Raw genomic sequence first — 14,662 nt, 5'->3', positions numbered from 1 at the left:
TCTTGAGTATTGAACAATTCACATTTTATGTTCTATAAATTCTATTAATTTAAATAAAACCTTAGAATTAACTAATTTGAAAACGTTTTCGTAAAACACATTATTGAATGTTTTATGTCGTTGGTTTAAAAAACAAAGCTGTTTGTATAATTTATTTTTTTTAACAATACGTTAAGAATAAATTTACACCATAACTAACAAAATAAATTAACATGAAAAAAATTTTCTTAATCTTTATGATTGCTTTTACGGCGCAAGTTTCGCTTGCTCAGGTAAAAAGTATCAAAGGTGTGATTACAGATTCTGATGGAATGCCTTTACCAGGGGCATCGGTTGCAGTACAAGGAGGTCAAAAAGGTTCTACAACCGATTTTGATGGTTTGTATACAATTGAAGCACAAAAAGGACAGACTTTGGTTTTTACTTATGTAGGTCTTGAAACACAAAACATAGTTGTAGGAGACGCTGCTACTATTAATGTTAAAATGGGACAAGCATCATCAAATGCTCTTAATGAGGTTGTGGTAACTTCTTTAGGTTTGAAGAAAACGAGAAAATCTTTGACATACGCAGCTCAGGAGCTTAAAGGCGAAGAACTAACTCGTGTAAAAGATGCTAACGTTATCAATACAATTGCAGGTAAAATTGCCGGTGTAGCCGTAACTAAAAGTTCTGGTGGTACAGGTGGATCTACTAAAGTAGTTATTCGTGGAAATTCATCAGTTGTTAATAGCCAGCCTTTATACGTTATAGATGGTATCCCAATGTTAAACTCAGGTTCTGGTCAGCCTAATGATTCATTTGGTAGTTTATCTGGAGGTAACCGTGATGGTGGAGATGTAGTTTCTTTAATTAATCCTGATGATTACGAAGGAATGACAGTTCTTAAAGGTGCTGCGGCTTCTGTATTATACGGTTCTCAGGGAGCTAATGGTGTAATTTTGCTTTCATCTAAAAAAGCTAAAACAGGAAAAGCTAATATTACAGCTTCATCTGTAACTACTTTTGAAGAAGCGGCTTATATGCCTAAATTCCAAACAGATTATATCGCTGCTCCGGGAGCTGACGAATCTTGGGGAGCGAAACAAAAATCACCAGATCACGTGAAAGACTTTTTTAGTACAGGAACTACTCAAATTACATCAGTAGGGTATTCTCTTGGTACTGAAACTTCTTCAACTGCATTTTCTTATGCTAATACAAATGCAACAGGTATAATTCCAGGAAATAGTTTAAAGAAAAACAACTTCGGAATTAGACAAACAGCTAAATTCTTTGATAATAAATTAACTTTTGGAGCTAATGCAAATTATACTTCTCAAACAATTATAAATAAACCTGTTAATGGTTTTTACTTTAACCCGCTTACCGGTGTTTATTTGATGCCAAGAGGAAATGATTTTAATGAATACAAAAATAACTACGAGTTATTTGATCCAAACAGAAACTTAATGGCGCAAAACTGGATGACTAATAGAGATATTATGCAAAATCCATATTGGGCAATCAACAGAAATAAATCTGAAGATCAAAATGATTTCTTCAACGGATCGTTATCTCTATCTTACAAAGCAAGTAACTGGTTAACAATTGCATCAAGATATAGCTATAATAGAATAACAAGTTCATTTGATAAAAAAATATACGCTACAACTCAAGGTACTCTTTCTAATATTAACGGTAGATATATTAATGAAAATGCATTAAGTTCACAGCGTTACGCAGATTTAATAGCTACAATCAATACAAAAATTAGTTCTGATTTCAATTTCAGTGCAAATGTTGGAACAAGTATTACAAATACATCAACAAACGATAAAACAATTTTAGATTCTGGTATTAGTTCAGGATTAGTTTATGCTAACTGGTTTACATTAGCCAACTTTGTAAATAATTCAGGTAATTATCAAACAATAGATTCAAGAAGAGAAGTTCAATCTGTATTTGCAACTACAACATTTGGTTACAAAGATATGCTATTCTTAGATCTTGCCGGAAGAAACGACTGGTCATCTACAGTGCCTGATCCTTATTTTTATCCATCTGTGGGTGTAACTGCACTAATTAGTGAAATGACAACATTACCAGAATGGATTAATTATGGAAAAGTACGTGGTACGTTTGCAAAAGTTGGTAATGATATCTATCCTTTTATTACTGATCCTACTTACCTTTATACTCCTACTAACGGTCAAAATACACAGCCAAATGCCGGACCAAAAACAGGAACTACATTAAAACCTGAATTAAAATCAGAATTTGAGTTTGGTACAGAGTGGAGAATGTTTAATAATAGATTAGGTTTTGAGATCTCTTATTATAATTCTGAAACAAAAAATCAATACTTACAGATTTTGGCACCAGTTGGAAATAAAGAAGGGGTTAAATACTATGGATTTAATGCTGGTAGTATTGAAAACAAAGGTATTGAGGTTGTATTAACTGGAGGAATTGTAAGAGGAGATAAATTTTCTTGGGATACTACAATCAACTTTTCACAAAATAAAAATAAAGTAAAAGAAATTCCTAACGAATTAGGAGGAAGAGTTAATTTAACTGAAGCTGGTGTTAACAGCTACAGATATGCATTAATAGAGGGAAGACCTTACGGTGTAATTGAAGGAATTAACTTTAAAAGAGATGCTCAGGGCAGAATTTTGCTAAACGATGATAATACAGTTCAAAAAACAGACTTTGAAGAAGTTGGAAACTCTAATCCTGATTTCATGTTAGGTTGGTCAAACTCATTCAAATTTGGTTCTTTCTTTGCTAATGTATTAATTGACGGTCGTTTTGGCGGTGATGTAATGAGTTTAACAGAAGCTCAAAATGATTCTTTTGGAGTTTCTAAAGCAACTGGCGATGCCAGAAATGCAGGTGGTGTTGCAATCAATGCTGTAAGAGCAAGTGACGGTACTCCGGTTAATACAATGGATGCTCAGTTCTATTATACACAAGTTGGTGGAAGAGCGGGAGTTACTGGAGAATACGTTTATGATGCAACAAATGTAAGTGTAAGAGAGGTTTCTGTAGGATACAATTTTAATCCTAAAACATTACCTTTTATTCAATCAGCGAGTATTTCATTAATTGCCAGAAACTTATTCTTTATTTACAAAGACGCTCCTTTTGATCCAAATATTGCATTAAGTACTGGTCAAGGGTTACAGGGTGTAGACATTTATGGCTTACCATCTACGAGAAGTATTGGTCTTAATTTAAATGTAACTTTCTAAATTTAAAAAAAATGAAACTAAATAATAAAATAACGAAAGCGGCTATTTGTATGTCATTGCTTGCTGCAGTAGGTTGTACAAGTAATTTTGACGAAATAAATACCAATCCATATGGTATTACACCAGAACTGCGTGAACAGGATTTTAACCACATCAAAGGAGATTTTTCTCCAATGTTTAATAATATACAAGTTCTAACTCCGGAATGGGTTTATCAATTACAACAAGGTTTAAATTGTGATATCTGGTCTGGTTATATGGCGACTCCAACAGGTTTTGCCGGAGGAATCAACAATACAACTTATTCATTAGTTGATGGATGGAATGGATTTATCTGGGATTACGCATATCCAAACGTAATGTTTAATGCCTACGATATTGCAAATAAATCTAAAGGCAAATATGATCAGTTTTATGCTTTGTCTTTAATATTGAAAGTTGAAGGAATGCATAGAATGACAGATACTTTTGGACCAATAATTTATTCTCAATTTGGTACATCAGATGCTACAATTGGATATGATTCACAAGAAGAAGTATACAATCAAATGTTTAGTGAATTGGATATTGCTGTAGCTGAATTAACAAAAAGAGTAGATGCAGGTGAGGCTTCAACATTTGTAACAACTGACTTGTCTGCATATAAAGGAGATTACAAAGCTTGGGTAAAATTTGCAAACACTTTGCGCTTAAGATTAGCAATGCGTATTGTAAAAGTAAAACCGGCATTGGCAAAAACAGAAGCTGAAAAAGCTGTTGCTCAAAAATTTGGAGTGTTTATGACAAATGCTGATTTATTTAAAATTGTATCACCTGTTTATACAAATCCAATTGCAACAATTAGTGATTCATGGTTAGATATTAGAATGTCTGCCGATATGGAATCAATTATGGGAGGATATGAAGATCCAAGACTGGCAATTTATTTTGACCCTTCAACTCAATTTCCTGGTCAATTTAAAGGAGTTCGTACAGGTATAGATATTGCTGCAAAATCAGATCACCAGGACTTTTCAGGAATTGGATCGGTTGTTAAATCTAAAGAAATTGTTTTAATGACTACCGCTGAAGCTTATTTTTTAAGAGCTGAAGGTGCATTAAGAGGATGGGATATGGGAGGTGACGCTGAGTCATTATATAAAGCAGGAATTCAAGCTTCATTTGACCAAAGAGGAGCATCTGGCGCAGCAGCATATATGGCTGACAATATAAAAACTGCAAAAGCTTATGTAGATCCTAATTTCCCGGTAAACAATTCTCCAGCGGTGAACAATGTTACTGTGGCTTGGGATGAAGCTGCAACTAATGAAGTGAAATTACAAAAAATTATTACTCAAAAATGGATTGCAGGTTTCCCTGAAGGACAAGAAGCATGGTCTGATTACAGAAGAACAGGATATCCTAAACTTTTCCCTGTACTTAAAAATTATAGTGGAAACACAATCACGACAGAATTTGGTGTAAGAAGAATCAATTTCGTTCAATCTGAAAAATCTGCTAATTCAGGTGGTGTTGCAACAGGTGTTGCTAAACTGAATGGTCCTGATACAGGAGGAACAAGACTTTGGTGGGATACTACTGGTCCTAACTTCTAAAAAAAAATAAAAAAAAAGAAAGAATATTAAGTTTGGTTAGTAAATGGTATAAGCGGTGAAAATTGCTTATACCATTTCAAAACCAAAATGGTAATTACTATAAAAAGGAAAAAATGAAAAGTGCTTTAGAAATAAAACCTGATATCAGCTATAAAAGTGCGGGGAAATTTGAAGAGACCAGATTCGAAAAAATTCACAATGAAATTTTCAAAAGTTCTGCCGAAGCTTCGATAATTGTTGCCCAGGAAATTGCACAATTAATCAGAACCAAACAAGAAAAAAATAAATCTTGTGTATTAGGTTTGGCAACAGGTTCTTCTCCTATAAAAGTCTACGAAGAATTAGTGAGAATGCACAGAGAAGAAGGACTGAGTTTTAGCAATGTAATCACTTTTAACCTGGATGAATATTATCCAATGACAAAAGAGAACAATCAGAGCTACCATTATTTCATGCATCAGCATCTTTTTAATCATATTGATATTAATCCTGAAAACGTTAATATTCCGGATGGTACTGTACATATTGATGAACTAAATCAATATTGCATTGACTATGAAATGAATATTAAAAACGCAGGCGGACTTGATTTTCAATTATTAGGAATTGGGCGTACAGGTCACGTAGGTTTCAACGAACCGGGATCGCACATTAACTCAGGAACCAGAATTATTACACTGGATCATATTACAAGAGTAGACGCTTCATCAGATTTTAATGGTATAGACAACGTTCCGAAAAGAGCGATTACCATGGGAGTTTCTACGATCATGAGATCAAAAAGAATCGTATTAATGGCTTGGGGACAAAACAAGGCCGATATCATCAAAAGAACTATTCAGGGCGATATCACTTCAGAAGTTCCGGCGACATTTTTACAAAATCATCCAAATGCGACTTTCGTATTGGATCAGTCTGCAGCTTCAGAATTAACGCGTTTTAAAACGCCTTGGTTAGTTGGAGAATGCATTTGGACACAAGAATTAAAAAGCAAAGCGATTGTTTGGTTATGCCAAAAAACAAAACAATCGATATTAAAATTAACAGACCGTGATTACAACAACAACGGAATGTCTGATCTTTTGGCACAAGAAGGTTCTGCTTATGATTTGAATATCAATATGTTTAACGTATTGCAGCATACCATTACAGGATGGCCTGGTGGAAAACCAAACACAGACGATTCACACCGTCCGGAGAGAGCAAATCCTGCAAAAAAACGAGTGATTCTTTTTAGTCCGCATCCAGATGATGATGTGATTTCTATGGGAGGAACTTTTTCAAAATTGATAAAACAAGGTCACGATGTACACGTAGTATATCAAACCTCCGGAAATATAGCGGTTACAGATGACGAAGCATTGAAATTTGCTGAGGTTGCCAAAGATTTTGTTGGCGATGCTGCAAGCGGAATCAACTTCAAATCGGTAATTGAATTTTTGAATAACAAATCAGAAAACCAAATCGATTCTTTAGAAGTTCGCAAATTAAAAGGACTTATCAGAAGAAGAGAATCTTATGCCGCAACAAGATACATCGGATTAAAAGATGAAAATACGCATTTCCTGGATCTTCCATTTTATGAAACAGGACAAGTAAAGAAAAACCCTTTAGGCCCTGAGGATATTGCTATTGTAAAAGATATTATTGCTAAAATTAAACCACATCAGGTTTTTGCTGCCGGAGATTTGGCAGATCCGCACGGAACGCATGAAGTTTGTCTGAATGCAATTTTTGCTGCGATGAAGCAATTGAAACCGGAAAAATACATGGATGATTGCTGGTTATGGCTTTACAGAGGAGCGTGGCACGAATGGGACATTCACGAAATTGATATGGCCGTTCCGCTTTCTCCATCAGAAGTATTATTGAAACGTCACGCGATTTTATACCACCAGTCTCAAAAAGACAGAGTTATGTTCCAAGGAAACGACTCCAGAGAATTTTGGGTTAGGGCAGAAGATCGTAATAAAAATACAGCCATCTTATATGATGAATTAGGTTTGGCTGAGTACGAAGCTATTGAAGCGTTTAAACGTTTTGACTATTAGCGTTGTTTTAAAAAGGATTCGGGTGAGAGCGAATCAAACTACAAAATTCAGATTGACTTTCATAGCGATTTGTGAGGGTTTCTTGAAAGTCGTCTGAATTTGTTTTTTATCTATTTACTAATGTTATTCCGGTAACATCTTTCAAACAAAAAAAATGAAATATTTATTAGTCCTACTACTTGCAGGTATAACTTCTAGTGCTCAAATTCAGAAAGAGCAGCTAAATCTTATGCCGTGGCCTCAAAATGTTGTTTTAAACGAAGGTAATTTTGCTTTAACGAAAAACTTTAAAGTAAACATTACAGGAAATCCAAATTCAAGAATTTTTGGAGGAGTTACTCGTTTTTTGCGTCGTTTGGATGGTAGAACAGGTATTTTTTTCGAACAGGGTTTTATTACAAAACTAAATGAGTTTCCCTCAGCTCAACTTCAGATAAACTGTACCAAAGGCGGAAAAATTGGTTTATATGAAGATGAAAGCTATCATTTAGACATCAAACAAAACCAGATTACAATTAATGCGACCAGCGATTTAGGTGCTTTACATGGCCTTGAAACATTATTGCAGCTGCTGCAGAATAATAATACATCATTTTATTTTCCAAACTCACAAATTTCAGATTTTCCACGATTTACCTGGAGAGGTTTAATGATCGATGCTGCAAGACATTTTCAGCCTGTTGATGTTATCAAAAGAAATATTGACGGACTGGCTGCTATGAAAATGAATGTTTTTCACTGGCATTTAGTAGATGATCAGGGTTGGAGAATTGAAATGAAAAAACATCCAAAATTAATCGAACTAGCTTCGGATGGAATGTATTACACACAAGAGGAAATTAAAAATATCGTTAAATATGCTGATGAGCGCGGTATTTTGATCGTTCCTGAAATAGATGTTCCGGGTCACGGATCTGCAATTCTTACGGCATATCCGGAGATTGGAAGCAAAGTGATTACGCTGACTGGCGGAACTTCAGAAAAAAATATTCAGGGAACCGCAATTGCGACCTATGGAGTTGAAAGAAATGCGGGTATTTTTTCGCCAACATTAGATCCTTCAAATCCTAAAACATATCAATTATTAAGTGAGCTTTTTGATGAAGTTTGCCCTTTATTTCCCGGAGCTTATTTTCATATCGGGGGAGATGAAAATGAGGGGAAAGATTGGGATGCAAACCCGAAAATCCAGGCATTTAAAAAGAAAAATAATTTAGCAACAAACCACGAATTACAAACCTATTTTACGATGCAATTAGTTCCGATGCTTAAAAAACACGGCAAACAATTAATGGGCTGGGAAGAAATTTTGACAAAAAACATGTCAAAAGAAGCCATTATTCATTCCTGGAGAGGTCCAAATGAAGGCGTTGTTGCCGGTCAGTCATTAGTAGATGCAGTAAAAAAAGGATATAAAACAGTATTGTCAAACGGATATTATATTGATTTGATGTATCCGATAGAAAGCCATTATTTAAATGATCCGATGCCAAAAACAGGTGATTTAAATACAGAAGAAAAAGCAAGAATTTTAGGTGGTGAAGCAACGATGTGGACAGAACTTGCAACGCCGGAAACGATAGATTCAAGAGTGTGGCCAAGAACAGCAGCAATTGCAGAAAGACTTTGGTCGGCAGAAGATGTTAAAGATGTAGCCAATATGCGCAAACGCCTTGAAACAGTTTCTTTCAGACTCGAAGAATTAGGATTAACGCACATTCGAAACAAAGCGGTTATTTTTAGAAACATTGCCAATAACCAAAACATAAAATCGCTTAACGAATTTTCGAATGTCTGCGAACCGTTAAAAGGATACACCAGAAACAAAGGAGGAACAGAATATCAAATGTATTCGCCGTTTACCCTTTTTGCAGATGCCTGCACGCCGGATGCCAAAGATGCTTTGGCTTTTGATGACGCAGTAACACAATATAAGGCAAACAAAACTCCTGAAAACAAAGCCAAAGTAGCAGGATTTTTAAACAAATGGATTGCCGTAAATAAAGGTTTAGTTGAGTTGAGTTCCAATGCGCCGTTAGTACAGCCCATTTTACCTTTATCAAAAAAATTAACTGATGCATCACAGGAATTACTGCTTGTTTTAGATAATAAATCAACTTTAAAAGCAGAAGATTTAAAAAGTTTAATCGAACAATGTAACACAAAAGATCATGCAGATGTGGAGCTCGCAGTTTATGCAAGCTTAAAGAAACTAATATAAGTTTGGTTTGAATTAGTGTTTAGTAAGTTTATGTTACCATGATTATTTGTAATTATCTCTGCTGAATTTCAGCAGAGGTAATTATAATAGTAAACTTCAGGACAAAAAAAATTTTTCAAACTTTAAAAAAATTAACCAAAAAAATCATTAAAAAATAACCATTAAAAGAGTATTAACCTTAAAAAACCAAATAAGAAGAATAAAAAACATGACAACACAAGTATTTAGATTGATGAGTTATCCCAAATTTATCATTTGTATGTAATACTAATTTTTAAAAGAATTATACATAAATATCAATCAATACTATTTGCTAATGATTATGGTAGAATCAGTAATAGTAATATTTATTTATTGAATGTAATACGAATTAATTTCCAAGAGATTGCAATGTTTTCGATTTGCAGTTTATTGAATCCCGGTTGTTCTATTTTGCATGCTTTATTGGCGTGTGAAGTATTGTAATTGGAATATTTATTTTCTATTAACCAATATTTATTAATTATGAAACATTATTACAGATTGCTTTTATTGTTATTGTTTCCCTTACTCGCCCTGGCCCAACCAGCTCACGGTAAAAAAGTAGTAGGGTATTATGCGCAATGGTCTATTTATGCTAGGGACTTCAACGTTCCTAAAATAGATGGAAGTAAAATTACGCATTTGAATTATTCTTTTTATGGAACAACTTATGATCCGGCTCATCCGGAAAATACAAAGTTGTTATGTTTGGACACTTATGCCGATTTTGAGCATATGGAAGGCGGAATTCCGTGGGATGCTCCTGTAAAAGGGAACTTTTATGATTTGAAAAAATTAAAAGAAAAGTATCCACATCTTAAAATTTTAATCTCTGTTGGAGGATGGACAAAAGGTCAGGATCTTTCTCCAATTGCAGCAAGTCCTGTTGCAAGAGCCGCTTTGGCTGCAGATATGGCAAACTTCATTGTAACGTATCCTTTTATTGATGGATTCGACATCGACTGGGAATATCCTCTTTCTGGCGGAACAGACGGTACTGAAGTAATTAACGGAGCTCCAATTCCTCCGCAAAAATACAGCCCGGACGACAACAAAAACTTAGTTTATTTATTGAAAGCAATGCGTCAGGCAATGCCAAATAAATTAATCTCGATCGCTGCCGGAAATAATGTTCGTAAAGTGGCTCAGCAATATTTAGGACCATCAAACAGAGCACAATACGGAATGACAGAAGATATTTCGACTTATTGTGATTACATTACTTATTTTGGATATGATTTTGGTGGAAACTGGTATGATAAAACATGCTATAACGCTCCATTATACGCCAGTGGAAACACAAACGATCCGCTTTATGGCGCAACACAATCAGAATCTTTGGACGAATTAACAAATCAATATTTGAATGTTGTTGGTTTTCCTGCGAATAAATTAATCATGGGATTGCCTTTCTACGGAAAAAAATTCGATCATGTTGCCAATAACGGAACCAATCCGAATTTACCAGGATTATTCGTTTCTGCACCAAGAGACATCGTTTCAGGATGTACAAATCCGCAAAATCCAACAGGAACGTGGGACGGACCGGCAGCTTGCGAAAAATCAGGAAGTATCGAGATTTGCGACTTAGTTGGAAATCCGGTTACAAACTCACATGCTTATTTAGATCCAAGCACTATGCAGGTTACTTCAACTGCAGCAGCTGCGGGATGGGTACGTTATTTTGACAACACAACAAAAGTTCCTTATTTATACAATGCTACTTTAAAACAGTTTATTTCTTATGAGGATAAACAATCAATGGATTTAAAAGTACAGTATATTAAATCAAGAAATCTTGCCGGAGGAATGGTTTGGGAATTATCTCAGGATACAAGAGGTTCGATTCCAAACGCATTATTAACTCAGGTAGATACTTCATTTGGAAGCATAGTTCCGGGAACAGTAAGCATTTCAGGTTCAGTAAAAAACGGATCAGCTTTAGTTTCGAATGTTACAGTTGATTTGCGCAATGTAAGCAATGTAATATTACAAACCGTAGTTTCTACAGGTGGTAATTTCACTTTCAGCAACCTTGCTTCAGGACAAAATTATATACTTACAGCTTCAAAAGCGACCTATACTTTTACACCGGTAACGTTAACCAACGTAACAACAAATCAAACAGCAGTTGTAATTAACGGAACTCAGCCTTTATACACCGTAAGCGGAACAGTTCTTAACGGAACAACAGGAGTTTCTGGTGTTACTGTTACAGCAACTTCTGGATCTACAGTTTTAACTGCAGTTTCAAATGCAAGCGGAGTGTATAGCGTTACAGGTTTAACAGCCGGACTTAACTTTACCGTTACAGCTGCAAAAACTGGATTTTCATACACGCCAACTTCAACTGTTTATACTGCAATCGATGCAAACAAAACATTGAATTTTGCTCAGGGCGCACCAGTTGTTTATTATACCGTAAGCGGAACTGTTTTAAACAACACAACTCCGGTTTCTGGCGTTACAGTTACGGCAACTTCAACAGCGGGAACTTTTACTGCAACTACAAACTCAAGCGGAGCTTATACAATTGCTAATTTACCGTCAGGCGGAAATTATACTGTAACAGCAGCTTTGGCAGGACAAACCTATACGCCGGCTTCAACGGTTTATACGAATCTGACAGCGAACAAAACATTAAACTTTACACAAGATGTTGTTGTAACGCCAACAAATAAAATTAGCGGAACAGTTAAAAACGGATCAACTCCGGTTTCTGGTGCAAAAGTAGAAATTGTTTTACCTTGGACAGACAACACACACAACTGGAAAAGCGTTATTGCGATAACAGATGCACAAGGAAAATACAGTTTTGACAATTCAGTTGTAGCAGGATATACAACTGTTACAAGTCTTAAATTAAATTCTTGGGAAAACGGGGAAACAGCTTATTTTCCAAATAATCTGGCCAACTTTGCAGTTCCTGCAAACCCAACAGTTTATAATTTCAACACAAGTGCTACAGCAAAAGCAGCATTAGTTGCCGCAAATTTAATTAGCGGAACCGTTAAAAATGGAACAACTCCGGTTGCTGGTGCAAAAGTAGAAATCGTTTTACCTTGGACAGATAACACCCATAACTGGAAAAGTGTTTTAGCAACAACAGATGCATCAGGAAATTATACTTTTGATAATTCAGTTGTAGCAGGTTATACACAAATTTTAAGTTTGAAATTAAATTCATGGGAAAATGGTGAAGTGACTTATTACCCAAATAACTTAGCCAACTTTGCAGTTCCAACAACTGCCACGACTTATAATTTTAACAGACAAGCGGTGGTTGCAACTAAGCCGGTGGTTACCATTACAGCGCCAACAGCTTCTGCGATTGCTATAAATTTAGGATCATCAATTAATTTTGTTGCAACTGTTGGATTAAGTGCTGCTGATGCTACTACAATCTCATCTGTTGTATTTAGTTTAGACGGACAAACTTTGAGCGCTACAAATTCTTCTGGAACTTACACATCAGTTTGGACACCGGCAGCAAATCAGTTTTCGCTTCCTCATACATTAACCGTTACAGCTACTGCATCAAACGGAACAACAGAATCAAAAACATATAGTTTTACATTAACTTGTTCAGGTGCAAACTGCCCAAATTCATTACCTGTAATTACTTGGAATTCACCATCGAATACTACAGTAACCCAAAGTTCTTTCCAGGTTGTGCCAATTTCAGTTACAGCTGTTGATAGTAACGGATCCGTTTCAGGTGTTACAATTACCATAAATGGAGGTACATTCAATATGACAGCAGGTACAAACAATACTTATACGTATAATTTTACACCATCTGCTTATCAGGATTATCCAGTTGTAATCAAAGCAACCGATAACCAATCTGGTGTAACTACATTAAACAATACCATTAAAATTGCTCCGGTGAGCACAAACAGATTCATTCCGCTTCCATCTAAAATTATTTTAGGATATGCACATTCATGGGAAAATGCTGGTGCTCCATTCTTATATTTTTCTCAAATGGTAGGAAGTAAATTTAACGTAGTTGATTATTCTTTCGTAGAAACAGTGAATCGTGATGGTTATACACCAATATTAACTACAAACGACAACAGATATTTGACCAATGGAGTTTTCAATAAACAATTGTTGAAAAACGATATTAAATCCTTAAGAGATAGCGGCGTTCCTGTTATTGTTTCTATTGGAGGTCAAAACGGGCATGTTGTTTTAGATAATGTAACTCAAAAAAATATTTTTGTAAATGGTCTGAAAGCCATTATTGATGAGTATCAATTCGACGGAGTTGATATTGATTTTGAAGGCGGATCGATGAATTTTAATGCAGGAGGTTTAAGAGATATTTCTTATGCGGGTATTTCTGCTTATCCAAGATTGAAAAACGTAGTAGATGCTTTTAAAGAATTAAAAGCATATTATGGTCCTGGATTTTTATTAACTGCAGCTCCGGAAACACAATACGTACAAGGAGGATATTCTACTTATACAGATACTTTTGGATCTTTCCTTCCAATCATTCAAAACTTGCGTAATGACTTAGATTTGTTAGCCGTACAATTGTATAACACAGGAGGAGAAAACGGATTAGATGGTCAATATTATGGTTCTGCTAAAAAAGCAAACATGGTAACAGCCCTGACTGATATGATCATAAAAGGGTATAATATTGCGACAACAGGAATGCATTTTGACGGTTTACCACCTTCAAAAGTTCTTATTGCATTACCAGCTTGTCCAAGTGCAGCAGGCAGCGGTTATTTAACACCGGCAGAAGGAATTAGTGCGATGCATTATCTAAGAACCGGAACCACTTTTACGGGAAGAACATACACTATGCAGCCAGGCGGACCATATCCTGCTTTAAGAGGTTTAATGACCTGGTCTGTAAACTGGGATGCCTCTTCTTGTGGTAATTCATCTGAATTATCTAAAGCCTATGCCACTTATTTTGCTTCACAATCAGCTGCAAAAACATTAGCACTTGATAAAATTGAAGTAAAAAGCAACACAATTGTTTACTTTAAAAACAATGCCTTATCGGTAACAAATGAAACCGAAGACATTGCACACATAGACGTATTTAATACAATTGGACAAACATTGGTAAACTATCAAAACGTTCAGAATAATAAAGAAATACTGCTTCAAAACCAAAGTTTCTCTACTAAACAATTGTTTATAGTTGTAGTTACAGACAAAGCAGGAAACAAAAAATCATTCAAAGTAATCAACTTTTTAAACTAAGATAAAATGAATGTAAAATTTAGAAATAAAAAAATTGGGACGGTTAAAATTGAGTTTGGTTATTTATTTTTTAATCTGGTTTTTATTTCGAATAAATGCATTGAATTCAGGTGATTTGTTATTTGGTTTTCACCTGAAGGAGAGCATTATGAACCCGGCAATTTATTGCCGGGTTTTTTTATGTCACACAGTCATTGCGAGGAACGAAGCAACCGCACTAAGTATTTCGACAAAGCATGTCATCCTGATCGAAGTCGAAGGAAACGCAAGAAACTCTATATAGAAACTCTGCAATCTTTGTCGAGC

5 protein-coding genes are annotated in these 14,662 nt (G+C 35.2%); all 5 read left to right on the top strand.

Going from position 1 to position 14,662, the window contains the following annotated elements; translation table 11 throughout:
* Positions 1-212 precede the first annotated feature (212 nt).
* The 5 genes from AC3QL1_RS19460 to chiA all read left to right on the top strand — a co-directional run bounded on the left by AC3QL1_RS19460 (position 213) and on the right by chiA (position 14,356).
* Complete coding sequence (locus tag AC3QL1_RS19460) at positions 213-3,236, top strand: SusC/RagA family TonB-linked outer membrane protein (RefSeq protein ID WP_492493793.1); 3,024 nt, start codon at positions 213-215, stop codon at positions 3,234-3,236.
* An 11-nt stretch (positions 3,237-3,247) separates the two neighbouring features.
* Positions 3,248-4,831: a RagB/SusD family nutrient uptake outer membrane protein gene (locus tag AC3QL1_RS19455; protein WP_492493792.1), complete on the top strand. Its 1,584-nt coding sequence runs from the start codon at positions 3,248-3,250 to the stop codon at positions 4,829-4,831.
* A 113-nt stretch (positions 4,832-4,944) separates the two neighbouring features.
* The gene (nagB, locus tag AC3QL1_RS19450) at positions 4,945-6,882 is read left to right on the top strand and encodes a glucosamine-6-phosphate deaminase (protein ID WP_492493791.1); all 1,938 of its coding nucleotides are present in this window, start codon (positions 4,945-4,947) and stop codon (positions 6,880-6,882) included.
* Positions 6,883-7,036: 154 nt separating this feature from the next.
* The gene (locus AC3QL1_RS19445; protein WP_492493790.1) at positions 7,037-9,103 is read left to right on the top strand and encodes a beta-N-acetylhexosaminidase; all 2,067 of its coding nucleotides are present in this window, start codon (positions 7,037-7,039) and stop codon (positions 9,101-9,103) included.
* A gap of 504 nt (positions 9,104-9,607) precedes the next feature.
* A complete protein-coding gene (gene chiA / locus AC3QL1_RS19440; RefSeq protein ID WP_492493789.1) occupies positions 9,608-14,356 on the top strand; it encodes a T9SS-translocated chitinase ChiA in 4,749 nt (1,582 codons plus the stop codon).
* The last annotated feature ends 306 nt before the right edge of the window (positions 14,357-14,662 follow it).

The sequence above is a fragment of the Flavobacterium sp. GW823-FHT04A11 genome (assembly GCF_058796535.1).
Note: the sequence above shows the minus strand (reverse complement) of the source record. Positions and strands in the feature narration are given on the sequence as shown.

Bases quoted from the DNA above. Each gene is read 5' to 3' on its own strand.
- AC3QL1_RS19460 (WP_492493793.1), top strand. From the start codon at position 213: ATGAAAAAAATTTTCTTAATCTTTATGATTGCTTTTACGGCGCAAGTT.
- AC3QL1_RS19455 (WP_492493792.1), top strand. From the start codon at position 3,248: ATGAAACTAAATAATAAAATAACGAAAGCGGCTATTTGTATGTCATTG.
- nagB (WP_492493791.1), top strand. From the start codon at position 4,945: ATGAAAAGTGCTTTAGAAATAAAACCTGATATCAGCTATAAAAGTGCG.
- AC3QL1_RS19445 (WP_492493790.1), top strand. From the start codon at position 7,037: ATGAAATATTTATTAGTCCTACTACTTGCAGGTATAACTTCTAGTGCT.
- chiA (WP_492493789.1), top strand. From the start codon at position 9,608: ATGAAACATTATTACAGATTGCTTTTATTGTTATTGTTTCCCTTACTC.